The following is a 24538-nucleotide window of genomic DNA, read 5'->3' as shown; positions in this document are numbered from 1 at the left end:
CCCATGTGGTGGCCGGCGGCGTTCAGGAGCAGCCTGCCGCGGTGGCCGCCAAGCCGTCGGCGAGTGCCTCGCCTGCGGCTACTGAAGCCGCCGCCGACAAACCCTCCCCAACGCCTTCCGTCACCTCTAAGCCGTCGCCCACGGGCACTGCCTCCGCGACGCCGACGCCGACGCCGACCGGCACTGCCTCCGCGACCCCGACGCCGACTGGGACTGCCACGACGACCACGCCTGCCGCGCCCACCCCGACCCCGTCGGCAACTGCGACCCCGACCCCGTCGGCGACCCCCACCCCGACGCCGGCGCCAACCCAGACGGGAACAGCCTCCGCCAAGCCATCAGCACCGGTATCGGTCCCGCCGCCGGTGGCACCGCCGTCCTCCGCGCCTGCGCCGTCCTCCGCAACCGCGACGGAGGCTGCCGCCAAGACGGCCACCCCCGTGCCGGCCCCGCTCACTGTGGAGCCGGACCCAATCACCGCGCCGGCCGATACGCCGAAGCCACGGGCGGCCACGCAGTCGGCCACGACGGCAGTGACAACAGAACCCTCAGCGACGCCTTCAGCGACGCCCGGCGGCTAGCCCCGCCGCGCCCCATGGCATTGTTCCGGCGTCATGTCCGGGAGGCACACCCATACCCGCAGCCCCCGGTGCCGAATAATGGAGTGACCAGTTCAGATTCCCTGCTCCGGACCATCGACAACGCAAGGACGCGCCCCATGACAGCTCTGCACTCCATTCCCCTGACCCTCATCGACGGGACCGAGACCGATTTTGGCCGATTCAAGGGCGAGGTGGTTCTGGTGGTCAACGTGGCGTCCCAGTGCGGTTTCACGCCCCAGTACGCTGGACTCGAGGCGCTGCACAACAAGTTCCGGGGCCAGGGCTTCCAGGTCCTGGGCGTGCCCTGCAACCAGTTCGCCGGGCAGGAGCCCGGCGGCGAGGCCGAGATTGCCGAGTTCTGCCAGCGCAATTTCGGGGTGACCTTCCCGCTGACGGTCAAGGCCAACGTCCGGGGAAAGAACCAGCACCCGCTCTACGCCGAGCTCACCAAATTCAAGACCGGCATCCTGCCCGGCCTCGTGAAGTGGAACTTCGAGAAGTTCCTCGTGAACCGCGACGGCGAAGTCATCGCCCGCTTTGCGCCCACCGTTGAGCCTGACGCGCCGGAGATCATCGAAGCCGTTCAGTCCGCCCTCGACTGACCCGACCGGCCCGGGGTCCAGAGGAACTCAGCCCTATCCCTAAGCATGCTTAGCGCCTAGACTGGCCGGACCCTCCAACATTCCGGACTTCCCCGCGGCGCAAGCAACTCTGGCAGCCGTCGGCAGTGTGGCCGGGTGTTCCTGTGGAGGGCGCATCAAAGAACTTCGTGAATCACACCAGGGCGCCCACCACGGGGCCCGTGAAAGCAGGAGGAAATAGATGACAGGGAACAAAGCCGTTGCCTACAAGGGGCCTGGCAAGGTCGAACTGATCGACATTGACTACCCCACCTTCGAACTCAAGGACGGCCCGGGGGTCAACCCCGCCAACGTGGGCCGGCAGGTGCGCCACGGCGTAATCCTCAAAACCGTGGCCACGAATATTTGCGGCTCGGACCAGCACATGGTCCGGGGGCGCACCACGGCACCCGCCGACCTGGTGCTCGGCCACGAGATCACCGGCGAGGTGGTCGAAGTGGGCCCGGATGTTGAATTCATCAAAGTGGGGGACATCTGTTCCGTCCCCTTCAATATCGCCTGCGGGCGCTGCCGGAACTGCAAGGAGCGCAAGACCGGCATCTGCCTGAACGTCAACCCCGACCGGCCGGGCAGCGCCTACGGCTATGTGGACATGGGCGGCTGGGTAGGCGGCCAGGCCAACTACGTCCTGGTGCCGTATGCCGATTGGAACCTGTTGAAGTTCCCGGACAAAGACCAGGCCCTCGAAAAGATGATGGACCTGACGATGCTCTCGGACATCTTCCCGACCGGATTCCATGGTGCGGTCACCGCAGGCGTCGGCGTCGGGTCCACCGTCTACGTGGCAGGCGCAGGGCCCGTGGGCCTGGCCGCGGCGACCAGTGCCCAGCTCCTGGGTGCCGCCGTCGTGATTGTGGGTGACATGAACGCGGACCGCCTGGCGCAGGCGCGCAGCTTCGGCTGCGAGACCATCGACCTGAGTAAGGGCGGCCCGGCCGAACAGATCGAGCAACTCCTGGGCGTCCCGGAAGTCGATTGCGGCGTGGATGCCGTGGGATTTGAGGCCAAGGGGCACGGGGCCGGAGCCCACGAGGCCCCCGCCACCGTCCTGAACTCGCTGATGGAGGTAACGGCCGCCGGCGGTGCCCTGGGCATCCCCGGGCTCTACGTCACCGGGGACCCGGGTGGCGTGGACGAGGCCGCGAAGAAAGGTTCGCTCTCACTCAGCCTCGGAACGGGTTGGGCAAAGTCGCTCAGCTTCACCACGGGACAGTGTCCGGTCATGAAGTACAACCGGCAGCTGATGATGGCGATCCTGCATGACAGGGTGCATATCGCCAAGAACGTCAACGCGAAGGCAATTACCCTGGAGGACGCGCCGAAGGGCTACGCGGAATTCGACGCCGGCGCGGCGACGAAGTTCGTGCTTAACCCGAACGGCTACCTGAGCTAGCGGAAACCGTAAACCCGGCGGCACTGTCCGTCCCGCCCCGAAGCCCCGGGGTTTCGGGAGTGCCGCCGGGCCTCCCCGCCCCGTATATGCCGGAAAGGGCATGTGAGGGCACGCCACCTGTTAACGCCCATTTTTCCAATATGCCTGTCCCAGTTTTTACATTGTTTGCCCAATGTCTGGTTGGATAGTTCTTACTGAGAGGGACCCTGGAAGCACCGCTTCCACCCAACCAAGAAGGCAGCAATGGAGCGCATCGAGGCCGAACACCCCCGGCCACGTCATTTCCTACTTCACCTGAGCGACCCCCACCTGCTGGGGGGTCCGCAACCCCTGCACGGCGTCGTGGACAGCGAAGCCCTGCTCAGGCAACTCTTCGAGGAGGTCCACGCCTCCGGAGCCCGCCCCGAAGCCGTAATCTTCACGGGCGACCTGGCTGACCTGGGCGAACCCGAGGCGTATGCCAAGCTCCGCGCCATCGTGGACCCGGCGTGCGAGGCCTTGGGGGCCAAGGTCATCTGGGCGATGGGCAACCACGACAACCGGGCCAATTTCCGGGCCGGGCTCCTGGACCAGGCCGACAATGACGCGCCCGTGGACCACAGCTACTTCGTCAACGGGCTGCGCATCATCACTTTGGACACCTCCGTGCCCGGCTTCCACCACGGTGAATTGAGCCACGACCAGCTGGACTGGCTCGCTGCTGAACTGGCCACCCCGGCCCCGGACGGGACCATCCTTGCCCTGCACCACCCGCCGGTACCGTCCGTGCTGGACCTTGCCGTGCTCGTGGAGCTCCGGGGCCAGCCGGCGCTTGCCGGCGTCCTGCGCAACTCCGATGTCCGCGCCATCCTGGGCGGCCACCTGCACTACTCGACCACCGCAACGTTCGCGGGCATCCCTGTGTCCGTGGCTTCGGCCACCTGCTACACGCAGGATCTGAACGTTCCGGTCGGCGGCACCCGAGGCCGCGACGGAGGGCAGGCGTTCAACCTGGTCCACGTCTACGAACACACGATCGTGCACTCCGTGGTGCTGCTCGGCGACTCGCCGGCGGTGGGGGAGCTGGTCTCCCCGGAGGAAGTCCAGCGCCGGCTCGCGGCCGCAGGGATCCATGTCCCTGAGAAGGCCAAGCTCGAGGCCCCGTCCCGGACGCCGGCGAACCGCAGGTACACCACCCTGAACTGATTCACTCCCCGGCCGACGCGGCGCCCGTTTTGGTCACGGTCCGTTACTTCTCCCAGGGCGCCTTGATGGGGTAGTACTTCTCCAGGAAGTCCGTGACCAGTTCGGCCCGCTCTTCCGCCGGGACCTCGGGGAAGCTGCCGTCGTTGAGGCAGAAGAAGTCCATGTTCCGCTTGGCCAGGAGCTTGGGCAGGTAGTTCAGGCCGGCCCGCGCCGTGGTGTCCACATACCTCACCTTGGCAGCTGTCTGGGTTACGGCCCGGCCCGTGAGCAGCGCGTAGTAGTGGTAGAACGAGTTGGTCACGGAGATGTTGTCCGCTGCCCGGAAGGTACTCGCGGCGGTCTTGGCAAACTCGGCCGGGAACTCCTGCTCCATCTGCTCGACCACGCTGCGCCGCAACGGGGCCGCCGTGTGCTCAAGGTGCCGGGTGGTGATGCGGCCGAAGCGGTTCCGGAGCAGCTTGCGGTTCACCCGGGCGGCGTTCTCAAAGCCGCTGCGTTCGGCGTCGTTGTCGCCCAGGCCGATCCGGGTTTCGGCCTCGATGAACTTCGTGATGCCGCCCGGAGTGAAGAACATGTCCGGGCCCACGGCGCGGCCGAAGAACATGTCGTCGTTCGAATACAGGAAGTGCTCGGAGAGCCCCTCGATGTGGTGCAGCTGACACTCCACGGCCTGCGAATTGTGCGTAGGCAGAACCGACGTGTCGGCGAAAAACTCTTCGCTCCGGACGATCGTCACACTCGGGTGGTCGGCCAGCCATGACGGCACGGGGGAGTCCGTGGCGATGAAGATCCGGCGGATCCACGGCGCAAACATGTACACCGAGCGAAGGGCGTACTTGAGCTCATCGATCTGGCGGAAGCGGGCCTCGTGGTCATCGCCCTCGCCCACCACCACGCCGGCCATGCGGGCGCGGCGGGCCGCGATGTACTCGGGGGAGCTGCCGTCAACCCATGAGAAGACCAGGTCGACGTCGAAGCTGATGTCGCTGGCGTGGTCCGCGAACATGTTCTCGATGGTGGGCCACGTGTGGCCGTAGCGTTCCACCGTGCCGCGCACTGCGTCCTGGGCCAGCATGGTGCGGCGCGTCAGGGAGTTCTCGATCGGCAGGATCAGCTGATCGCCTTCGAAGCTCCACAGCTCCAGCTGGACGCCGGCGGAAGCCCCGAATTCAAAACCGCCCTCGGGTTCGACCCTGGGCCGGTAAAGCCGGAAGATCCGGGCCTGGCGGTTCGGCGACAGCTCGCCGTCGGCCACCAGCACGGACGACTTCTTCTTTGCGTCCACGCTCATGGAATACATCGGCTCGTCGCGGCACGCCTCCACGAGGGCGTCGCGGAGTTCCTTGCGGTCCTTCCAGTCGACGGCGACCACAGGGCGATGGTTGTTGCCGCGGACCAGCAGGTAGCCGATACCGGCGCCGGCCAGGACGGAACGCAGGAACATCAGGTCCTCGACCATGGCCTGGTACGGCGTGCGGTTTTCGTTGATCAGCGCATAGCGGCCGCGGTGGCGGACAACATCGGAGCGGGTCCGGAATCTGGCGACTGCGGCCGCCGACGTGACCTCGGCGTGGGCGTCCACAGATGCCTGGCTGCCATAGTAAATCTCGTCTTGGATCGCTGCTTCTGTAATGTCTGAGCTCCCGCTTCTTTGAGTGCGTTGGTGTCTACTTGCATGATAACGCGGGCCTCAAAATTGCCGCGGAAAACCGGCCGCCGCGCGGCGTGCGTGACGACGAAATGTGACCGACCGTAACGGCGGAGCGGGGGCTCAGCCGGTGACGATGGCCAGCCAGTGGTGCAGGAAGGCGGCACCGGCGTCGTCGTGGATCACGTCTTCGCCGAGCCCCAGATCGGCGGCGGTGAGAACCTCGTAGGGTTTGACGGGGATACCGTCCGCGGGCCGGACGTCGACGTGCTTCACGGCGTGGTCGTTGTGGTGCAGCCAGTCGGCCATGGCGTAGTCCGTGCGGGAATCGCCCACCGTGCGCCAAGCCTGCGGCGTGATCCCCTGCGCGGCCAGGAACTCCACGGCCCGGCTCGCGCCCAGGTCCTTGCCCAGCCGGACCGATTCGATATCGGTGGAGATGATGGTCGGATCGACGCGGAAGTCGACCTGGTCATCCGAATCGGGGACGTGGTGGTCCAGCCGCACCACACCGAGCCCGTGCCGGGCCATGATGCCCATGGCGTCGGCGTCGAAGAGTTCCTGCTCGGCCCGGTAGTCGGGGTTGGGGACGGCAATGTGCTGCTCCACGGAGACCATGGCCCGCTTGGTTTCGTCGTAGAACATGTGGGCGGAGTAGTCCTCAGCCACCAGGCGKCGCACGTCATCGCCGAAGGCCTGCGGAATGGCGAGCTCGTGGTCCATGTGGACCGGGCCGGGGCCCTCCGCCGTGTAGCTGAACCAGACGGCGCCCTTCTCGCAAATGGCGTGGATGAGGGTGCCGGCGGGCATCCCGGCGGCGATCATCGGTTCCATGACCTGCTCGCGGATGAACGCGTCCGACCGGCCGGTGTTGAAGATGACCGGCACGCCGGCGGCGGCCAGGGCCACCAAGTCGGCGATGATGCCGGGCTGCACCTCGCGGGTGACCGGGCTCGCGACCGGACCGTCGACGTCGAGCAGCAGCGCCAGCACGGGGGCCGACGACGACGGAACAGGGGCAGTCTCGGGTGAAGTCATACGGCCATTCTGTCAGCCGCACGGGACGTTTGGGTGAGCCGCGCAGCAGATCGACGGCCCTGCGCTGGATGTGACAGGCGGCAGGCGCTGGTCGTGTCAACGCGTCGTGTGACAAATGGTTACCGTTTGGCCACAACCTCACGCCGCCGGGGGACATTCGTTCCTTCGGGCGTCGAAGTTCCCTAGGCTGGCAAGGTGATATTCAAAGCTGTGGGCGAGGGCCGCCCGTACCCCGACCATGGTTACACCACGCCCAAGGACTGGGCGGCCCTGCCCCCGCGTCCTGTCCGGCTTGATGAGCTGGTGACCACGAAGCGCACACTGGACCTTGAAGCCCTGCTGGCCGAGGACTCCACGTTTTTCGGCGACCTCTTTCCGCACGTCGTGGAATACCGCGGCGTCCTCTACCTTGAAGACGGCCTGCACCGGGCAGTCCGCACCGCGCTGCACCAGCGCACCGCAATTCATGCGCGGGTCCTCGTGATAAATGGCTAGGAAGCCGCCAGACGTCAGAGTCCTGCACGGGCACCGCGTCATCAGTGGCTCCGAGCTGAGGGCCACGTTCGTGGAGCAGGACGATACGGCAAAGAACCCCCACCGGCTGCGGCGCAGGATCCTGCACGGCGTTGTCCTGGTGATGCTTGTCGGCCTCATCGTGGCCGCGATCGTGGTGGCCCTCGCCATCATGAACGGCCAGATCAAGATCCCCGGGGCGGAGCGGAGCAGGGCGGCAGTGTCGGTGTGCCCGGCGGCCACCTACGACTACGCGCCGCCGCAGAAGGTCCACGTCAACATCTACAACTCCACGAGCCGGCCGGGCCTGGCCCGGAGCGTGGCCGACCAGCTCGCCGCCCGGAAGTTCCTGGTGGGTACCGTGGGGAACACGACGTCGAGCTACCGCGGCGTGGCGCTGGTGGTCTCCGGTGCCGCGGGCCAGTCGGCCGCCTTCAGCGTCCAGCGCCACGTGCCCGGCTCGGACTATGTCCAGGACGGCCGCGCGGACGCGAGCGTGGACGTGATCATTACCGGCGACTTCAAGGAACTGGCCAAGCCGGAACTCGTGGACCAGACGCCGGGCCAGCTCAGCTGCCCCCGCGAGAACCGGCGCATCGTGGATGAGGCCACGTTGCCCGCCGTACCCACGGCGACGCCCGGCACGGGCTAAAGGCACAGCTTTCCGGCCTTCCCGGCGCGGGACCTAGCGGATGGTGCGGACCGGCCGGCCGGCGTCGTCAAACCTGGCCCCGGCCCCCAGCTGGACAAACCGCACCGTCCGGGCGAGCCGTGCCTCGGCCTCGGCGTCCTGGCCCGCCCCGTCGCCCCGCGCAGCGCTTGAGGAGAGCGTGCCGTGGATGAGCTGGGCCAGCTGGGCAATGTCCGACTCGGGCAGGTACCCCTGGGCCATGCCGTCGCGCAGGATGCCCCGCAGGAGCACGCTGAGCTCACCCACGTGGTCGGCCAGTTTGGCGAACGACGACGGCGAGAGCACCGCCGCCATGGCCGGGCCCGGCGGCAGGTGGCGCCGGCTCAGGTCCTCCACCTGGGCGCGGACGTAGACGGCCAGGYGCTCCACCGGGTTCTCCAGTGCATCGAGGGATTCGCGCAGATCGAGCAGGAACCGCTCGGTCTCATCCAGCGCGTAGGCGATGAGGAGCTCTTCGATATCCGCGTAGTAGTTGTAGACGGCGGTCCGGCCGATCTGGGCATGGCGCGCGACGTCCGTCATCGTCAGGCCGGGGAGCCCGTGGGTGAAGAGGAGTTCCCCGAACGCGGTCAGGATGCGGCGCTGGGTCTCGGCACGTTGGGCGGCGTTGCTCGCGGCCGAAATCCTAGGCATACGCACACTTTAGCGCGATCTGTCACCAAAGCAGCCGGGCGGCGGACTGTGACACGGCCAGGCTATGAACATCGACCGGTTCTGAGGGGCCACACCTGTATCCACCGCCTCAACTGGGGGTGTCTGATAGACACTGCCACCGCCCGTCCGGCCTGCGTAGCGTGGTGGATGTGGACAGAAAAGATGAAATCCGAGACTTCCTGATCTCGCGCCGGGCGAAGATCACCCCGGATCGGGCCGGCCTCCCCAACTATGGCGGGCTGCGCCGCGTGCCGGGGCTGCGTCGGGAGGAAGTCGCCCAGCTCGCCGGGGTAAGCACGGACTACTACACGCGGCTGGAACGCGGCAGCATCCGCGGCGTCTCGGACTCGGTCCTCGACGCTGTGGCCTCCGCCCTTCAGCTGGATGAGGCAGAGCGGACGCATCTGATGGACTTGGCCAGGACGGCCGACACGCCGTCCTCCCGGCGGCCGGTGCGCCGGCCACCGCAGCAGAGGGTCCGTCCCGGAGTAGTGCGTTTGCTGGACAGGATGACCGGAGCGGTGGCCCTGGTGCAGAACGGACGCTCGGACGTGCTGGCCGCCAACTCCTTGGGGCGCGCGCTGTACGGGCCGATGTTCGAGTCCACAGCAGCCGCTGGCCCGGAGGCTCCGGGCCAGCTGCCGAACCAGGCACGGTACCTCTTCCTCGATCCGGGGGCAGGGGACTTCTACCCCGATTGGTCCGCAATCGCCGCCACCACGGTGGCGATGCTCCGATCGGAAGCGGGACGGAATCCCCATGACCGCGCATTGAACGAACTAGTCGGCGAGCTGACCACACGCAGCGGGCACTTCGCCGCATTGTGGGCCGGCCATGACGTACGGATCCACACCACGGGAACCAAGCGCTTCCACCATCCGGTCGCAGGCGACGTGTCGCTGCAGTTCGAGACGCTCTACCTTCCCGGCGATGAGGGACAAACTCTGTACACCTTCACTGCGGAGCCGGGGTCCGCGTCCGAAAACGCGCTGGCGTTCCTTGCCAGCTGGGCGGCAACGCCTCCGGCGAAAACCACACCCGGCGACTCTTCCATCCCGGATCTGCGCTCCCACGCGCGGCCCGGAACACTTAACCCAGGAAAGACAGAACATGACTGAGCAAAACGACGCCAAGACCGGGCAGAAAGTCTGGTTTATCACCGGGGCAGGCCGCGGTTTGGGCATTGACATCGCCAAGGCCGCCCTGGCCGCCGGCCACGCAGTCGTCGCCACCGGCCGCAACCCCGACAAGGCCGCCCTGGCAGTCGGCGAGAACGAGAACCTGCTGGCCGTAAAACTCGACGTCACCAACCCCGCCGACGCCACCGCCGCCATCGCCGCCGCCGTGGACCGGTTCGGCCGGATCGACGTGCTCGTAAACAATGCCGGCAACTTCTACGCMGGGTTCTTCGAGGAAATCTCCCCGGAGGACTTCCGGGCCCAGATCGAAACCACCATGTTCGGACCCATAAACGTCACCCGTGCGGCCCTGCCCGTCCTGCGGGCCCAGCGCTCTGGCCTGCTGGTCACAATCTCCTCGACCGCCGGCATCGCCGGCGGGGAGTTCCTTTCCGCATATGCCGCCTCGAAGTTCGGTGTCGAGGGCTGGGCCGAATCCCTGGCCCCCGAAGTCGACCCGTTCGGCATCCGCACCATGATCGTTGAGCCGGGATTCTTCCGCACCGAGCTCCTCACCCCGGAATCCACCAGCTACGCGGCATCCACTATCGGGGACTATTCCGAGCGGACCGAGCAGACAGTCACCGCGTGGAAAGGGATGAACGGCCTTCAGGGCGGGGACCCGGCCAAGCTCGCCGTCGCCCTCGTCCAACTGGCGGAGCTGGATGAACCGCCGCTGCGCTTCGCCGCCGGAGCGGACGCCGTTGGAGTCTTTGAGGCCCGGGCCAAGGAACTCCAGGTCCAGGCCGACGCCCACCGCGAGCTCTCCAGCAACCTGGCCCACGACGACGCCTGACACCGACGCAAACTGACGACGTCGGGAGCGTCCCGTCGTCGTCCACCCAGTCTCGACATATCCGCTGGACGCCAATGGCTACCGGCCGCCCAAAACCCTTGCCACGCTGTGGGCAGTGCCCGCATTCCAGGCCGGGGAACCACACCCAAAGGAAATACACCATGAAGAACGCACTCCTCGGAAGCCTGGAAGTCTCCCGCGTCGGACTCGGCGCCATGACCATGGCCGGCACCTACACCAGTGAGGGCGCCCTGGATAACGCGGAGTCGATCCGGACGATCCACCGCGCCCTTGACCTCGGGGTCACCCACATCGACACCGCGGAGATCTACGGGCCGTTCCTGAGCGAGGAGATCGTCGGCCAAGCCGTCAAGGGACGCCGCGATCAGGTCAGGATTGCAACGAAGTTCGGCCTGGTCTCCCATTCCGGGGGCGGCCCCGGCGTGGTCGACAGCAGCGCGGCGAACGTGAGGGCCGCCGTCGAGGGCTCCCTCAAGCGCCTCGGCACCGACCACATCGACCTGTACTACCAGCACCGGATCGACCGGAACACCCCGATCGAGGAGACGGCCGGCGCAGTTGCTGACCTGATCACCGAGGGCAAGGTGCTGCACTTCGGGCTGTCCGAGGCCTCCCCGGAAACCATCCGCCGGGCACACGCCGTGCAGCCGGTCTCGGCATTGCAGACGGAGTACTCGCTGTGGACCCGGGACGTGGAGTCGGAGATCCTGCCGCTGCTGCGCGACCTCGGAATTGGGTTCGTTCCGTATTCGCCGCTCGGACACGGGCTGCTGACGGGCCAGATCCGCTCCGTCGATGACTTCGCCGACGACGACTGGCGCAAGACCAACCCCCGGTTCACGGGTGGGAACTTCCGCCGCAACCTCGCGATCGTCGACGAGGTGAAGGCCATCGGCGCCGAGATCGGCGCGACCCCCGCGCAGACCGCCCTCGCGTGGCTGCTGACCCGCGGGATCGACATCGCCCCGATCCCCGGCACCCGCCGGGTCTCCCGGGTCGAGGAAAACACCGCGGCCGACGGCATCGCACTCACCCATGACCAGCTGGATCGGCTGAACTCGCTCAGGACCGCCGCGGGGGAACGCCACGACGAGGCCAACATGGCCTCGATCGACAGCTGACAGCCACCCGACACCAAACAAGGGGCGCGGATGCCCGATCCGCGCCCCTGGCAGCAACTTAGGATTCGACGTCGGCCGCGGCCATTGCCTTGTTCGTGAGGACGGGCATCATCCCCAGTAGCGCGAGCGTCAGCACTCCCATGATGCCGAACATGACCTGCAGCCCCAGCCATTGGGCCAGCAGACCGCCGGCTGCTGCACCAAGCGGCATGGTGCCCCACGCCAGCAGGCGGTAGGCGCTGTTGACTCTGCCCAGCAAGCGGTTGGGAGTAATGCGCTGGCGCAGGGATACGGTGATGACATTCCAAAGCACGATCAGCATGCCGCCCACAAAGAAGATTGGGCCAAGAACATAGGGGTTGTCGGTCAGGGCGGGCGCACCCACGAACAGCGCGGCCCCGAAGATCGTCAGCATCAGGGACGTCGACCGGCCGAGCCTGGCCTCCACCCACTCGGACATGAACGAGCCAACGAAGGCGCCGAGAGCGGAGGTGGTCAACAGCAGGCCGAACCCCACTTCGGACAGCCCCATCTGTGAAGCCGGGCCCACGGCAAACAGCACCAAGACCGCGAAGGCCGCGCTGGATGCGAAGTTGAACACCCCGGTCATCACCGCGAGGGTGCGCAGGATCTTCTGGTTCCAGAGGAACCGCAGCCCCTCAGCAATGTCGAATCGCAGTGTCGTCTTCTGCTCACGTTCTGTGCGAAATGCCCCCGGGACCAGGAGCAGTCCGCCGACGGCCGCAAGCCACAGGGCCGCCGGCACGGCAACGCCCGCAACCAGACCCATGGCCACCAGCAGCCCGCCCAGCGGGGGACCAATGAACTGGTTGGTAGTGAGCTCGACGGCGTAGAGCCGGCCGTTGGCGCGCGAGAGCTGATCCCTGTGCACCAGCTGCGGCATGATCGACTGCGCGGAGGTGTCGTAAAGCGTCTCAGCCACACCCACCATCAGTGCGGCAACGTACAGAGCCCAAATGGAGCCCACATCCAGCAACACGACGGCGGCCAGCAGGGCCGGCAGCACCGCCCGGCTGAGGTTGGCCCACAACATGAGCTTGCGCCGGTCCAGCCGGTCGGCCAGCGCGCCGGCAGTGAGGGCGAAGAGGAGCCAGGGAAGCGTCGCTGCGACGCTCAGCCCGGCAACCAGGGTGGGTGACTGGGTGAACTGAATGGCCAGCAGCGGCAGCGCGATCTTGAAGACGCCGTCCGCGAGGTTCGAGAGCCCGGACGAGGTCCACAGCTTCCAGTAGGACGCACCCAGCGGCGCACGATGCCGTTCCTTCACCTGCGCAGCGTGACTAGTCATAGGTGGACCATTCCACAGTGATTGAGAAAATTCAAGGTGATTGAATCCAGTACATCGGATTGTAGGATTGGGGCATGACGGACGCAGAGCAGCCGAGCGCGGACCAAAAAAGACCCGTCGCGAGCGCCCGGGAAATTAAGGCATTGGCCCATCCGCTGCGCCTGAGGATCCTGCGCCTGTGCGGGCTCCACGAACTGACCAACAAACAACTCGCCGACCGGCTGGGCCAGGACCCGGGAACGGTGCTCTATCACGTGCGGCAGTTGCTCTCAACGGGGTTCCTTGAACCCGCCGGGGTCCGCACGGGCGAGAGTGGCGCGCTGGAGAAGCCGTATCGTTCCACGGGGCGGTCCTGGAAGCTGGACACCGCACTGAGTGAAGCCGGTCCCGCCGGTCCGCTGGCCCCGCTTGAGGCGTTCCGGGAAGAGCTGACGGAAGCAGGACCGGACGCGCTCGCCAGCCTCTCACGCTTCGTTCTGCATCTCTCCGAAGAAGATGCTGAGGACCTCACCACGCGCATCCACGCTGTGCTGAGTGAATACACCGACAGTGACCGGCAGCGCTTGGACCAGCCCGCCTACGGCGGCATCTTTGCCCTGCACCGGACGTCAGACTAGGTCGCGGTCCTTCCGGAACGGGATTTGGGTCTCTTTTGTCGCCTTAGCGGGCTTTATTCGTAGATGGTGGGGATGGCCGGCTCGCCGGGCTGCAGCCTGTCCACCACCCGGGGCAGCTCCGCCATGGAGGCTGTGTGCCGGTCCCGCGCCCGCCCCACCGCGTCCGGGCCGATCCAGCCGGGCACGATTTCGCCGTCTTTCATGAACTGCTGCAGGAGGGGGCGTCCGTTTCTTCCGGCGGCCGGTGGGTGGTCCACGCCGAGGACCTCGTGGGTGGCGGTGCCGCGGTCGTCGAGGCGGCGCACGGCGAATTTGCGCCCGCCCATGTTGATCTTGTCCTTCGAGGTCTTCGCCACAGCAGCCAGCTCACCGGAGTCACCAGCCCGGCTCACCAGCTTGTAGACCATCCCGGCCGTTGGCGCCCCGGATCCGGTTACCAGGGACGTGCCGATGCCATAGGAATCGGCCGGGGCGGAGCGGAGCGCGGCGACGGCGAATTCGTCCAGGTCCGAGGTCACCACGATCCTGGTGTGCACGTTGCCGAGGCTGTCCAGGAGTTCGCGGACCCACCGTGCCTGGGCCACGAGGTCTCCGGAGTCCAGCCGGATGGCCCCAAGTTTGTCTCCGGCGAGGTCGACGGCGGTGCGGACGGCCGCTTCGACGTCGTACGTGTCCACGAGCAGCGTGGTGCCGGACCCGAGCGAGGCAAGCTGCGCCGCGAAGGCGTCGCGCTCGGAGTCGTGGAGCAGGGTGAAGGAGTGGGCCGCGGTGCCGATGGTCCGCAGGCCGTAACGCCGTCCGGCGGCCAGGTTGGACGTGCCGGAAAAGCCCGCGATGACAGCCGCGCGGGCCGCCGCGGCGGCCGCTTCCTCGTGCGTGCGGCGGGAGCCCATCTCAATGCAGGGCCTGCCGCCGGCGGCGCTGGTCATCCGGGATGCGGCCGAGGCGATAGCGCTGTCATGGTTCAGCACTGACAGGACGTAGGTCTCCAGGACGCAGGCCTCGGCGAACGTCGATTCGACGATCAGGACGGGGGAGTGCGGGAAGTAGGCCTCGCCCTCCGGATAACCCCAGATGTCGCCGGAGAACCGGAAGGCGGCCAGGTGCTCCAGGGTGTCCTCGTGGACCACGCCGGTGGCGGCCAGGAAGGCGAGGTCGTCCTCGTCGAAGCGGAAGTTCGCGATCCCCTCGAGGAGCCGGCCGGTGCCGGCCACGATGCCGTACCGGCGCCCGGCCGGCAGTCCCCGGGCGAAGGCCTGGAAGACGGACCGGCGGTGCGCGGCCCCGGAGTGGAGGGCCGCCTGGAACATGGTCAGCTCATAGTGGTCGGTAAAAAGGGAGGTCCGGGGTCCGTCCGGTCCGGCCGAAGTGTCCATGATCAACTCTAGGCCGGGCCGCCCGAAGCCGCAGGATGCCGCCAGTGCCGGGAGTTCGCCGGAAACGCCCCGAGTCGCCGGAAACTTCCGGCKAGTCCGGGAGTCTCCGGCGACTTCGACGATGCCGGGCTCAGACGGGGCAGCCGTCCGGGCCGCAGGCGCCGGATTCCGCGTGGGAATCGGTGGTGGCATCCGCAGCTTCCGCGCCGGCGCCCACCATGACCAGCGGGTGGCTGTCCTGCCACGCCTGCTCGAGGGCGGCGGTGAAGGTTTCGGCGGGCTGGGCGCCGGAGAGTCCGAACTTCCGGTCGATCACGAAGAACGGGACGCCGCTGATGCCCAGGGCGCGGGCCTCGGCGATGTCGTTGCGGACGGCGTCGGCGTAGGTGTCCGTGCTGAACAGTTCGGCCAGGTCGCCGGCGTCGAGTCCGAGGTCAAGGCCCAGAGCGGTCAGGTACTCCTGGCTGCCGATGTCTTTGCCGTGCTCGAAGTGGTCGCTGAGCAGGCGTTCCTTCGCAGCGTCCTGCTTGCCATGGGCGGCCGCGAGGTGGATCAGCCGGTGGGCCGTGAAGCTGTTGGCGACCACGACGGCGTCGAACCGGTAGTTCAGCCCTTCGCCCTTGGCCTGGGCCGCAACGTGCTCGAACATCTGCGATACCTGCGCCGGAGCCATGCCCTTGCGCGTGCTGAGATAGTCCAGTTCGGTTCCGTCGTAGTGCTCCGGGAGCGTGGGGTCCAGCTGGTAGCTGCGCCACTGCACCTCCACGGAATCACGGTGCGGGAAGGCCGCGAGGGCGGTTTCGAAACGGCGTTTGCCGATGTAGCACCAGGGGCAGGCGACGTCGGACCAGATCTCAATCTTCATGCCCGCAACAACCGCGCCGCCGCCGGGTCCATTCCCCGGCGGCCTGTCGGCTTCGTCACGACGCAACCGGGCGCTCCATCACGAAGTCGTGTTCCACGGTGGTGCCCAGTTGGAAGGACTTGGTGCCGACCTTGCGGAAGCCGGACTTTTCGTAGAACCGGATGGCCCGGGCATTCTGGCTGTTGACGCCGAGCCAGAGCCCGCGGGCGCCGGCCGCCGCGGCCGCGCCGATGCTTGCATGCATCAGTTCGGCCGCGGCGCCGAGCCCGTGGTGCTCCGGGTGGACGTAGCACTTGCTGAGCTCGGTGCACGGCAGTTCACTCAGGACCGCGGCCACCTCCGGGTCCCGGGCGGGGCGGGCCACCAGCAGGCTGTAGCCGCGGAGGTCGCCGTCGGCGTCGATCACCAGCACCGTGACCGCCGGATCTGCCAGATAAGCCCGGAAGTTGGCCTCGCTCAGGGTATTGGCGAGGTGCGCCGCGATGTCCTCCGGCCGGGATTCCGGCGGGCACGCCAGCGGGAAGGTGACGGCCGCAAGCGCTGCCAGCCTCCCGGCGTCGTCCGCGGTGGCTGTTCGGAGTATGTGGGTCATGGGGGATCTCCCGGCAGATGGTGAATTTCTCTCCGGCCAACGCCGTCAAACGGCGCATCCAGCGGCGTTGGCTGTCCCTAGAAGACTCTAGCGGTGGTGGTCGCCATGCCCTGCAGCGCACTCACAGGCTGCGCAGGAAAGCCAGGCCACTTTCAGCCAACTCGTCCTGGCTTGGAGCCAGGGGACGCCAGATCGACGCCGCGACGGCAATGGCGGCATTGTCGACCGTGAAACTTTCAATGTTGAGGGGCCCCGTGTAGCCCACTTCATTCAGGACCTGCAGGAAGCCTTTCCAATCGGTCTGGTCCCCACCGGGCGCGCCGCGGTCGTTGCCGCAGACTTGCACGTGCACCAGATGCTCTCCGGCGGTCCGGACCGCCGCGGCCACCGAACGCTCCTCGATGTGAAGGTGGTAGCTGTCCAACGCGAGGCCGACTCCGTTCCCGAGCAGCGGTCCAAGGGCCTCAAGTGCCTGGTCCACCGTGTTAATCAGCGATGTTTCATACCTGTTCAAGGGTTCGATGCCAAGCACCACGCCCGCCTCCTGAGCCCGGGCCGCGACCGGCTGGAGGTTTCGGCGCAGCTCCGCGTAGGCGTCCCGTCGCTGCTCCCGCGACATTCGCCAGACCCGGCCAGTTCGGGAGTAGAACGGCCCACAGACAGTAGGCGAACCGATGCTGCTGGCCATGGTGATGCAGGCTGACAGGTAGGCCTGGGTCCTTTCCACGGCAGCCTGATCCGCCGCCACCAGGTCTCGCCCCGGTGCCATGGCCCCCACCACGAACGGTTTCAGCCCGTTTCTCTCGAGGGATTCCACCACTGCTGCGGACGTGAAATCGCCCTCGTTTTCCAGCGGCAGTTCGACGGCGTCAAACCCTATGGTGGCGATTTTCGCCAACAGCCCGGGAAGGTTGGAGTCGGTCAAGGGGGATTCCCAGACCCAGGTGCTGATTCCGGTCAGACGCTCCAAGCTGTCTCCTTCCATCTGTTTGTCCTGCCGACTGTTCCAGACGCGGCGGTCCCGCGGGGAGGGGGTATATCGCGGGACCGCGGGGGCTGCGTCAGGGAATCTGCCGTTTCTGCCAGACCTCCGGGTAGCCGGCCAGGTCCTCGCCGCCGAACTTGGCGTAGTGCCCGCTGGGCATGCCCTGGTTACGCTGTAGCCACTGGTCCAGTTCGTCCTTGAGGATGGGCTTCTGCGGCAGGACCCATTCGGCCGGAATCGGCTCGCCCTTGAAGACCTTTTCCAAGGCCAGCAGCGGGGTCCGCCATTGGAAGTTGGAATAGACCGGGGCCATGGCGTCGATCCCGGTTTGCTTCCACTTGGTCAGGAAGCTCATCTCATCTTCGCCGGTCATCACGGGCAGCTTCTTGCCGGCATCCTCAAAGGCCTCGAGGGCAGCCACCGCACCGTCTCCGGCGTCCATCCACACGCCCTTGACGTCACCTGTGGCCAATTCATCGGAGATGATGTTCTTGATCTTCGTGGGGTCGGCGCCGGTGAAGTAGTCCTTGGCCTGAATTCCCTTTTCCTCGAAGATCTTCTTGGCCGCCGCCCAGCGGTGCTCCAGGACATCCACACCCGGGAGGATGCGAAGGGCAACCACCTTGTCCCCGGACTGAAGCCTTTCACTCAGGAAAGTGGCGGTGTCGATGCCCCAGGCGAACCCACCGATCGGGTGGATGAACGTGGTGGCGCAGTCAGTCTCTACACCGCGGTCAAACACCACCACGGGTTTGCCTGTCTCGCAGGCACGTTCAACGGCTTGGGTGAGGGCGGCCGTGGAATTAGGTGAAATGACGAACGCATCGCATTTGCCCTCGGCGATGAAATAGTCAATGTCGGCAATTTGGGTGTTGTCATTGTCCTTGGCGTCCCGGGTCTCCATTTCAGAAATGACGCCGGTGCCCTGGAGTGCCTTGAGCTGCTGGTTCATGGTGATCCACCCGGTTTGCMGCCAGGGGTTGGAGATGGAGGCGTTGGCGAAGCAGACCTTGTGCGCTCCCGGGGCCTTGAACTTGGACGTGTCCCTCATCGGGCCCGCGATGTACTGCAGATAGGGCTGCTCCGGGTTCCCTTCAAAGGTTGCCGACCGCTGCTGGTTCTGTGTGTCGTAGAGCGACTGGTCAAACCAGTCTTTGCTTGCCGGACTGGATGCCGCCGCAGAGCCGGTGCCAGTCCCTGTCGTTTGGGTGGCGGATGGTTCGGTGGTACATCCGGTCAGGGCCACCAGCGGCAATGCTGCGGCAAGGGCGATCGCGCGGACAGAGTTATTGCGCATCAGACTCTTCCTCCTTGTTCGGTGCCCTCGGCGGGCGTGGGTGCTGCGGCCAATTGGTGCTGTTCGTCATGGGCAGCGGAACTGGCCCCCTTGCGCTTGCGCTGCCACGACCTGGATGCTGCGGCCACGGCGATGATGATGATTGCTCCTTGGACCGTGTCCCGCCACGTCGCCTGGAGACCCATGAAGTTCAGAAGGGTAAACAAGGACTCGAGGGCGAACGCCCCCGCCGCGGCGGACAGGACCCAGCCGCGCCCCCCGCCCAGCACAACGCCCCCGAGGACGACGGCGGTAATCGCCGTGAACTCGTACCCGCGCCCAACCGACGGATGCACGCCCGCGTAACCCACGAGCAGGATGCCGGCCACGGTGGCCGACAGCGAAGACATCATGAAGGCCCGCGTCCGCACCCACCAGACGCGCGAGCCGGCGAGTGCGGCCGCCGAAGGATTGTCCCCGACCGCGATAAGCATGCGGCCGTAGGGGCGGCGCATCAGGACGAACCCCGCGACCGCCGCCGCTGTCAGGATAATGACCGGGTACGGAATGATGTCCAGAACCGGAACGTCCTGGATGCCGCCGCGCCCGATCTGCCGGAAGCTGTCCGCAGGGTTCCCCTGGGCCGCGCCGCCGGTCCAGTAGAGGACCAGCCCGAGAAGCGCCAGCATCATGCCCAGCGTGACAATGAAACTCGGGACTTTTAGCAAAGTTGTGATCAATCCGTTCACCAGTCCGATGAAGGCGCCCAGCACCAGCATCAGGACCAGCACGGGGATCACCTTGGAATCGTCCTGCCGTATCAGGTTGCCGGCAACGATGACCTGCATCGTCACGACCGATCCCATCGACAGGTCGAATTCCCCGGCGACAATGACGAAGTACTGGCCGATGGCGGCAATGGCAATGGGGGCAGTCCTGCCGACGAACCGGATGAAGGAACCCGGCTCCCCGAAGGACGGGTTTAGGACGATGATCGTCGCCAGGAGGCCGGTCAGCAGGACGAAGACGGCGCCGCCGGGGGTGCGCACGGCGCGCAGGAGCCGCTCGGAACGGCTGGCACGGTTCTGCTTGAGAATGGCGCTGCGCTCGGAGTTCAAAGCCGTACTCATGGCCCCTCCACGGGCACAGGCTGGGCCGCGGGCGTTTCCACGGACCCTTTTGCGGGGAACCGTTCCGGTCTGCTGACGATCCGGCGACGGGCATAGACGGCGACGGCGACGACGATGACTACGCCCCTGACCACATCCTTCAGGAACGGGTTGACCTGCATGACGGACATGATGTTGTCCAACATGGCAAAGATCAGCACGCCGCCGAGGGTGCCGGTGATAGTCCCCTTGCCGCCGGAGAGCAACGTGCCCCCGAGCACAACTGCTGCGATGGAGAGCAGGTCGTAGCCGCCCTGGGAACCCACAGTGGGACTGCCCACGCCCAGCCTGCTGGCAAGGAGCAGCCCTGCCATTCCCGCCAGTACTGAACAGATGACATGCGCCGTAATGACCGGCACGTCAACGCGGATTCCGGATGTACGGGCGACGGCAATGTCGCCGCCGACAGCGTACAGGTGGTGGCCGACGCGGGTGCGGTGCAGGAGCAGGCCGGCCAGGCCCGCGCAGGCCAGCATGATGATCGTGGAGATCGGGACCGGGCCGATCCCCGTGGCTCCGACGAGGCGGAACGCAAGCGGTGTCTCGCCGAAGCTGCCCTTAAAATTGGTGGCGAGGAAGCCACTGATGATCAGGCCCACACCAAGCGTGGCGATGAATCCATGCACATTCAGGCGGGCGACGATCAGCCCGTTCGCGAGTCCAATGACCGCTGCGGTGCCCAGCGTCAGCAGGACTCCGGACAAGACGTTGTTTGGATTGTTGGCCATCACCCCGGCAGCGGTGAGGCTGGCCAGGCTGGTGACGTAGGGAACTGACAGATCCAGGCTGCCTGCCAGGATGACCAGTGTCTGGCCGATCGCGATGAAGCCCAGAACACTGGTTCCTGTCAGGATGCTCGAGATATTTCCCGGGCTGAAGAAACTCCGCCCGATGGAGTTCACCAGCAACACTCCCAGGATGAGTGTCACCAGCGCCACCAGGTAGACGATCTGCGTGGAGGACAGTCTCTGGAAGAAGCTTGCTCGTTGTTTCATGCCTCTCCTTCGGGTGCTGTCCTGGCGCCGGTTCCCAGCTGGAGGATGGCTTCTTCCGACGTACCGGCAGGCAGTTCGCCGACGAGCCGGCCATCACGCATGACAAGGATCCGGTCCGACATTCCGATAACCTCCGGAAGCTCGCTGGAGGCCATCAAAATGGCCTTGCCCTCCGCCGCGAGCTGGCGCATCAGCCGGTACACCGCCACCTTGGCTCCCACGTCAATGCCACGGGTGGGTTCATCCAGCAGGACGAGCAGGGGGCGGATAGCCAGCCACTTGGCGAGGACCACTTTTTGCTGGTTGCCGCCCGACAGGTACTGCACCTCCTGGTCCAGGTCCCGGGCGATAACCTCGAGGGAGGAGAATACGCCCGGGATTTCTGTCCTGACGGCTCCCGTGCGGCGCGGAAAGACCGACCTGATGACACTGAGTGCGTTGTCCAGGATGGACTGGTTCAGGCTCAGGCCCTCAGCCTTGCGGTCCTCTGTGATCAGGGCCATCCGGGCCCGCACGCCTTGGCGGGGCGACTTGGGCAGCAGCTCCCCACCGGCCATTTTCATCGTTCCGCGGGTGAACGGTGCTGCGCCAAAAATGGCATGAAGCAATTCCGTGCGCCCGGACCCTTGAAGTCCTGCCAGGCCGACAATCTCGCCGGGCTGGATACTGAGGCTGATCCCGTCCAGCTGGCCGTTTCCGGCGCCTTGCAACTCGAGGATCGGCTTCTCCTCGGGACCGTCTGGCGTCAGATCCTCCCGGGGTAACTTGTCCGGGAAGAACGCCGAGATGGGCCGGCCCACCATTAGCCGGACCAGCTGGGCGTCGTCGAGTTTGGAGGCGGGTAGGGTGCTGACCACCTTGCCGTCTTTCAGGACGGTGATGACGTCACAAAGGTCGAACACTTCGCGGAGCCGGTGGGAGACGTAGAGGATGGCCGTGCCACGTTCACGGAGGCGTGCCACTATCTCGTAGAGAAGTCCGACCTCGGCGCCGGCCAGGGCCGCAGTGGGTTCGTCCATGGAGATGATCCGGGCGTCGTAGCTTACCGCCTTCGCGATCTCCACTACCTGCTGCTCAGCCACCGTCAGGCTCCGCACCTGCGTGCTGGGCCGGATGGCGGCGATCCCCAGGGAGTCAAGCAACTCCGCCGTTTGCGAATTCATCAGGGTCTTGTTCACGAGCAGTCCGCGGCGCGGCTCCCGGCCAAGGTAGATGTTCTCGGCCACCGTCCGGTCGGGGAGGAGGTTGAACTCCTGGAACACCGATGACAGCCCCGCTTCGTGTGCCTTCGTGGGATGGCTGAAAGTCACTTCCTGGCCGTCCAGGAGTACGGTTCCGGCGTCGGGTTGGTACACCCCGGCCAGCACCTTCATCAGGGTGGACTTGCCCGCGCCGTTTTCCCCCACGAGCCCGTGTACCTGGCCCCGGTGAAGGCTGAGATGGGCATCCTCCAGTACGGGTACGCCGAAAAAACTCTTGGTCAGTCCGCGGACTTCCAGGATTGGCGGGGGAGCCGGAGAGCCGGAATGGAGCGCCTCGGAAGCATTCACGGCATCAGTTTCGTTGTGGTTCTCCATCGATGCGCCCTCCACGAGCTAACTGTTACAGCACCGGTTCTGATCCGTCAAGAAGTGAACGAGCGTTCACTATTGCCGCTTTCCGGCCGGTCTCTTACTGCTTGAAGGCGGCGTCGAAGGAGGTGTTCGAGGCCGGGAAGTCGAACTTCTTGAGCGCGGCGAGGGCTTCGGGGGCGCCGTGGAGCCGGTCCATGCCCGCGTCCTCCCATTCGATCGAGATGGGGCCGTCGTAGCCGATCGCTGCGAGTGCCCGGAACGAGGATTCCCAGGGCACGTCCCCGCGGCCTGCGGAGACGAAGTCCCAGCCGCGGCGCGGGTCCCCCCAGGGCAGGTGCGAGCCCAGAACGGTGTTCCGGCCGGTGGGCCGCAGCTTGGTGTCCTTGCAGTCCACATGGTAGATCCGGTCCTTGAAGTCCCAGATGAAGGAGACCGGGTCGATGCCCTGCCACATGAAGTGCGACGGGTCCCAGTYCAGGCCGAAGGCCGCACGGTGCCTGATCGCCTCGAGGGTCCTGACGGTGGTCCAGTAGTCGTAGGCGATCTCGGAGGGGTGGACCTCGTGCGCGAAGCGGACACCGCAGTCGTCGAAGACGTCCAGGATGKGGTTCCAGCGGTCCGCGAAGTCCTGGTAGCCGGCCTCGATGACTTTCTCCGGCACGGGCGGGAACATCGCGACGTACTGCCAGATCGAGGATCCGGTGAACCCGACCACGGTGTCGACGCCGAGGGCCTTGGCGAGCCGGGCGGTGTGTTGCATTTCCTCAGCCGCGCGCTGCCGGACGCCCTCGGGGTCGCCGTCGCCCCAGACCCTGGCCCCGACGATCGCCTCGTGCCGGAAGTCGATCGGGTCATCGCACACGGCCTGGCCCTTGAGGTGGTTGGAGATGGCCCAGACCTTGAGGTTGTACTTCTGAAGCACAGCCAGCTTGGACTCGACGTAGCCGGGCTCGTCCCAGCGCCAGGCGTCCAGGTGGTCGCCGGAGACGGCGATTTCCAGGCCATCGTAGCCCCAGCCGGAGGCCAGGCGGGCGACTTCCTCGAAGGGCAGGTCGGCCCACTGGCCGGTAAACAGGGTGTACGGGCGGGGCATGTCAGGCTCCTTCGGTAGTGGTCTGGGTGGTCCGTGCGGACGGGGTCAGCTGGATGAGTGAACCTTTGGCGGCGGCGCTTTCCTCCACGGCCGCGAGGATCCGCTGGACGCTCAGGCCGTCCTCGAACGACGGCGACGGCTGGGTTCCGGTGCCCACCGCGACGAGGAAGTCGCGGATCTCGTGCGTGAACGTGTGTTCCCAGCCGATCACGTGGCCCTGCGGCCACCATGCTTCAAGGTACGGGTGCTCGGGTTCGCTGACCAGGATGCGGCGGAAGCCCTGCTCGCGGACCGGCAGTGTGGCGTCCAGGAAGCCGAGCTCGTTTAGGTCCTCCAAGTCGAACAGCAAGGCACCCTTGTCACCATAGATCTCCAGCTTCAGCGAGTTTTTCTGTCCGGTGGCCACCCGGGAGACCTCCACGGAGGCGATGGCCCCGGAGGCGAGGGTCAGCATGACCCAGGCGGCGTCGTCGACCGTCACCTCCTCGAGCCCGGCGGCGCCCGGGCGCTGCCGGGTGAAGGTGTGCAGCCGGCCGGAGACCTCGGTGACCGGCTCGCTTAGGAGGAACAGCACCTGGTCGATCGCGTGCGAGGCGATGTCGCCCAGCGCGCCGGAGCCGGCGGTGTCCTTGTTCAGCCGCCAGGTCATGGGCACGTCCGGGTCCACGAGCCAGTCCTGCAGGTAGGCGGCGCGGACGTGCCGGACGGCGCCGAGCCGGCCCTCCGCGATCAGCTCCCGGGCCAGCGCCAGGGCCGGGACCCGGCGGTAGTTGAAGCCGATCATGGACTGCACGCCTTCCTCCTGCGCGGCCCGGGCCGCCTCCGCCATGGCCTCGGCCTCGGCGAGGGTGTTGGCCAGCGGCTTCTCGACCAGGACGTGCTTGCCGGCGGCCAGCGCGGCGATGGCGATTTCCGCGTGCATGAACCCCGGCGTGCAAATATCGACGATCTGGATGTCATCGCGGGCGATCACCTCGCGCCAGTCCGTGGCGGACTCGGCCCAGCCGTACTTTGCGGCCGCCTCGGCGACGCCGTCCCGGTCGCGGCCGACCAGGACGCACCGTTCGAACGCCGGGACGTCGAAGTAGCTGGCAACATTCCGCCAGGCGTTCGAGTGGGCCTTGCCCATGAACGCGTACCCGATCATGGCCACTCCCAAACGTGAACCGGGTGCGCGGCCGGGGGTGGTTTCGTGGGAATTCATTG

Annotated in this window: 24 protein-coding genes; 9 read left to right on the top strand and 15 right to left on the bottom strand. The window is 66.5% G+C overall.

From position 1 onward, the window contains the following. Positions 1-22: 22 nt before the first annotated feature. Positions 23-526 carry a hypothetical protein gene (locus tag AC1D1S_RS02680; protein ID WP_476993663.1) on the bottom strand — a complete coding sequence of 168 codons (504 nt, stop codon included), beginning with the start codon at positions 524-526 and terminating at the stop codon, positions 23-25. Between the two features lie 192 nt (positions 527-718). Between AC1D1S_RS02680 and AC1D1S_RS02675 the strand changes: the two genes are divergently transcribed. The 3 genes from AC1D1S_RS02675 to AC1D1S_RS02665 all read left to right on the top strand — a co-directional run bounded on the left by AC1D1S_RS02675 (position 719) and on the right by AC1D1S_RS02665 (position 3821). Next, the gene (locus AC1D1S_RS02675; RefSeq protein WP_028278012.1) at positions 719-1204 is read left to right on the top strand and encodes a glutathione peroxidase; all 486 of its coding nucleotides are present in this window, start codon (positions 719-721) and stop codon (positions 1202-1204) included. A gap of 220 nt (positions 1205-1424) precedes the next feature. After that, entirely contained in the window at positions 1425-2636 is a 1212-nt protein-coding gene (gene fdhA, locus AC1D1S_RS02670; RefSeq protein ID WP_028278013.1) for a formaldehyde dehydrogenase, glutathione-independent, read from the top strand. A gap of 243 nt (positions 2637-2879) precedes the next feature. Then, positions 2880-3821 carry a phosphodiesterase gene (locus AC1D1S_RS02665; RefSeq protein WP_243181460.1) on the top strand — a complete coding sequence of 314 codons (942 nt, stop codon included), beginning with the start codon at positions 2880-2882 and terminating at the stop codon, positions 3819-3821. 43 nt (positions 3822-3864) lie between these two features. Here the strand turns inward: AC1D1S_RS02665 and AC1D1S_RS02660 are convergent, their stop codons facing one another. Continuing rightward, positions 3865-5403: a stealth family protein gene (locus tag AC1D1S_RS02660; protein ID WP_476993662.1), complete on the bottom strand. Its 1539-nt coding sequence runs from the start codon at positions 5401-5403 to the stop codon at positions 3865-3867. A gap of 189 nt (positions 5404-5592) precedes the next feature. Beyond that, positions 5593-6507 carry a Cof-type HAD-IIB family hydrolase gene (locus tag AC1D1S_RS02655; protein ID WP_476943188.1) on the bottom strand — a complete coding sequence of 305 codons (915 nt, stop codon included), beginning with the start codon at positions 6505-6507 and terminating at the stop codon, positions 5593-5595. Between the two features lie 195 nt (positions 6508-6702). Here AC1D1S_RS02655 and AC1D1S_RS02650 point away from each other — a divergent pair, with 195 nt between their 5' ends. Continuing rightward, positions 6703-7002: a type II toxin-antitoxin system VapB family antitoxin gene (locus AC1D1S_RS02650; RefSeq protein WP_026266597.1), complete on the top strand. Its 300-nt coding sequence runs from the start codon at positions 6703-6705 to the stop codon at positions 7000-7002. After that, a complete protein-coding gene (locus AC1D1S_RS02645; RefSeq protein WP_243181463.1) occupies positions 6995-7672 on the top strand; it encodes a LytR C-terminal domain-containing protein in 678 nt (225 codons plus the stop codon). Before AC1D1S_RS02650 ends, AC1D1S_RS02645 begins: the two co-directional genes overlap by 8 nt. 33 nt (positions 7673-7705) lie before the next feature. Here the strand turns inward: AC1D1S_RS02645 and AC1D1S_RS02640 are convergent, their stop codons facing one another. Beyond that, a complete protein-coding gene (locus AC1D1S_RS02640; RefSeq protein WP_476993661.1) occupies positions 7706-8344 on the bottom strand; it encodes a TetR/AcrR family transcriptional regulator in 639 nt (212 codons plus the stop codon). 170 nt (positions 8345-8514) lie between these two features. Between AC1D1S_RS02640 and AC1D1S_RS02635 the strand changes: the two genes are divergently transcribed. From AC1D1S_RS02635 to AC1D1S_RS02625, 3 genes are all read left to right on the top strand, one after another. After that, complete coding sequence (locus tag AC1D1S_RS02635; protein WP_243181464.1) at positions 8515-9483, top strand: helix-turn-helix transcriptional regulator; 969 nt, start codon at positions 8515-8517, stop codon at positions 9481-9483. After that, entirely contained in the window at positions 9476-10339 is an 864-nt protein-coding gene (locus AC1D1S_RS02630) for an SDR family oxidoreductase (protein ID WP_243181465.1), read from the top strand. Before AC1D1S_RS02635 ends, AC1D1S_RS02630 begins: the two co-directional genes overlap by 8 nt. Positions 10340-10500: 161 nt before the next feature. After that, positions 10501-11481 carry an aldo/keto reductase gene (locus tag AC1D1S_RS02625; RefSeq protein WP_476993660.1) on the top strand — a complete coding sequence of 327 codons (981 nt, stop codon included), beginning with the start codon at positions 10501-10503 and terminating at the stop codon, positions 11479-11481. 58 nt (positions 11482-11539) lie between these two features. Here AC1D1S_RS02625 and AC1D1S_RS02620 read toward each other — a convergent pair whose 3' ends face one another. After that, entirely contained in the window at positions 11540-12790 is a 1251-nt protein-coding gene (locus tag AC1D1S_RS02620; RefSeq protein ID WP_476993659.1) for an MFS transporter, read from the bottom strand. Positions 12791-12864: 74 nt separating this feature from the next. Between AC1D1S_RS02620 and AC1D1S_RS02615 the strand changes: the two genes are divergently transcribed. Further along, positions 12865-13407, top strand: a complete 543-nt coding sequence (locus AC1D1S_RS02615) for an ArsR/SmtB family transcription factor (RefSeq protein WP_476993658.1) — start codon at positions 12865-12867, stop codon at positions 13405-13407. 53 nt (positions 13408-13460) lie between these two features. On the opposite strand, the gene AC1D1S_RS02610 is transcribed toward AC1D1S_RS02615, so the two are convergent. From AC1D1S_RS02610 to AC1D1S_RS02565, 10 genes are all read right to left on the bottom strand, one after another. After that, positions 13461-14783 (bottom strand): nicotinate phosphoribosyltransferase, encoded by a 1323-nt coding sequence (locus AC1D1S_RS02610; RefSeq protein ID WP_476993657.1) that lies wholly within the window; start codon positions 14781-14783, stop codon positions 13461-13463. Positions 14784-14913: 130 nt separating this feature from the next. Beyond that, positions 14914-15648 carry a DsbA family oxidoreductase gene (locus AC1D1S_RS02605; RefSeq protein WP_476943184.1) on the bottom strand — a complete coding sequence of 245 codons (735 nt, stop codon included), beginning with the start codon at positions 15646-15648 and terminating at the stop codon, positions 14914-14916. Positions 15649-15703: 55 nt separating this feature from the next. Then, positions 15704-16240 carry a GNAT family N-acetyltransferase gene (locus AC1D1S_RS02600; RefSeq protein ID WP_243181471.1) on the bottom strand — a complete coding sequence of 179 codons (537 nt, stop codon included), beginning with the start codon at positions 16238-16240 and terminating at the stop codon, positions 15704-15706. Positions 16241-16361: 121 nt separating this feature from the next. Continuing rightward, positions 16362-17210: a sugar phosphate isomerase/epimerase family protein gene (locus tag AC1D1S_RS02595; RefSeq protein ID WP_243181472.1), complete on the bottom strand. Its 849-nt coding sequence runs from the start codon at positions 17208-17210 to the stop codon at positions 16362-16364. Positions 17211-17301: 91 nt separating this feature from the next. Further along, positions 17302-18522: a substrate-binding domain-containing protein gene (locus AC1D1S_RS02590; protein ID WP_476993656.1), complete on the bottom strand. Its 1221-nt coding sequence runs from the start codon at positions 18520-18522 to the stop codon at positions 17302-17304. Then, entirely contained in the window at positions 18522-19631 is a 1110-nt protein-coding gene (locus AC1D1S_RS02585) for an ABC transporter permease (protein WP_243181474.1), read from the bottom strand. The genes AC1D1S_RS02590 and AC1D1S_RS02585 overlap by 1 nt, the downstream gene beginning before the upstream one ends. Further along, the gene (locus AC1D1S_RS02580) at positions 19628-20665 is read right to left on the bottom strand and encodes an ABC transporter permease (RefSeq protein WP_476993655.1); all 1038 of its coding nucleotides are present in this window, start codon (positions 20663-20665) and stop codon (positions 19628-19630) included. The genes AC1D1S_RS02585 and AC1D1S_RS02580 overlap by 4 nt, the downstream gene beginning before the upstream one ends. Continuing rightward, positions 20662-22242 (bottom strand): sugar ABC transporter ATP-binding protein, encoded by a 1581-nt coding sequence (locus AC1D1S_RS02575; RefSeq protein ID WP_476993664.1) that lies wholly within the window; start codon positions 22240-22242, stop codon positions 20662-20664. Before AC1D1S_RS02575 ends, AC1D1S_RS02580 begins: the two co-directional genes overlap by 4 nt. 94 nt (positions 22243-22336) lie before the next feature. Then, entirely contained in the window at positions 22337-23332 is a 996-nt protein-coding gene (locus AC1D1S_RS02570; protein WP_476993654.1) for a sugar phosphate isomerase/epimerase family protein, read from the bottom strand. A 1-nt stretch (position 23333) separates the two neighbouring features. After that, positions 23334-24536: a Gfo/Idh/MocA family protein gene (locus tag AC1D1S_RS02565; protein ID WP_476943182.1), complete on the bottom strand. Its 1203-nt coding sequence runs from the start codon at positions 24534-24536 to the stop codon at positions 23334-23336. Positions 24537-24538: the final 2 nt, after the last annotated feature.

It is taken from the genome of Arthrobacter sp. P1_A5 (genome assembly GCF_056406825.1).
The sequence above is the reverse complement of the archived record's forward strand: the minus strand, read 5'-3'. Positions and strand labels throughout refer to the sequence as shown.

Excerpts from the sequence above, each read along its gene's own strand:
- AC1D1S_RS02625 (WP_476993660.1), top strand. The coding sequence starts at position 10,501 with ATGAAGAACGCACTCCTCGGAAGCCTGGAAGTCTCCCGCGTCGGACTC.
- AC1D1S_RS02675 (WP_028278012.1), top strand. The coding sequence starts at position 719 with ATGACAGCTCTGCACTCCATTCCCCTGACCCTCATCGACGGGACCGAG.
- AC1D1S_RS02580 (WP_476993655.1), bottom strand. The coding sequence starts at position 20,665 with ATGAAACAACGAGCAAGCTTCTTCCAGAGACTGTCCTCCACGCAGATC.
- AC1D1S_RS02610 (WP_476993657.1), bottom strand. The coding sequence starts at position 14,783 with ATGGACACTTCGGCCGGACCGGACGGACCCCGGACCTCCCTTTTTACC.
- AC1D1S_RS02605 (WP_476943184.1), bottom strand. The coding sequence starts at position 15,648 with ATGAAGATTGAGATCTGGTCCGACGTCGCCTGCCCCTGGTGCTACATC.
- fdhA (WP_028278013.1), top strand. The coding sequence starts at position 1,425 with ATGACAGGGAACAAAGCCGTTGCCTACAAGGGGCCTGGCAAGGTCGAA.
- AC1D1S_RS02565 (WP_476943182.1), bottom strand. The coding sequence starts at position 24,536 with ATGAATTCCCACGAAACCACCCCCGGCCGCGCACCCGGTTCACGTTTG.
- AC1D1S_RS02645 (WP_243181463.1), top strand. The coding sequence starts at position 6,995 with ATGGCTAGGAAGCCGCCAGACGTCAGAGTCCTGCACGGGCACCGCGTC.
- AC1D1S_RS02600 (WP_243181471.1), bottom strand. The coding sequence starts at position 16,240 with ATGACCCACATACTCCGAACAGCCACCGCGGACGACGCCGGGAGGCTG.
- AC1D1S_RS02665 (WP_243181460.1), top strand. The coding sequence starts at position 2,880 with ATGGAGCGCATCGAGGCCGAACACCCCCGGCCACGTCATTTCCTACTT.
- AC1D1S_RS02575 (WP_476993664.1), bottom strand. The coding sequence starts at position 22,242 with ATGGAGAACCACAACGAAACTGATGCCGTGAATGCTTCCGAGGCGCTC.
- AC1D1S_RS02620 (WP_476993659.1), bottom strand. The coding sequence starts at position 12,790 with ATGACTAGTCACGCTGCGCAGGTGAAGGAACGGCATCGTGCGCCGCTG.
- AC1D1S_RS02585 (WP_243181474.1), bottom strand. The coding sequence starts at position 19,631 with ATGAGTACGGCTTTGAACTCCGAGCGCAGCGCCATTCTCAAGCAGAAC.
- AC1D1S_RS02615 (WP_476993658.1), top strand. The coding sequence starts at position 12,865 with ATGACGGACGCAGAGCAGCCGAGCGCGGACCAAAAAAGACCCGTCGCG.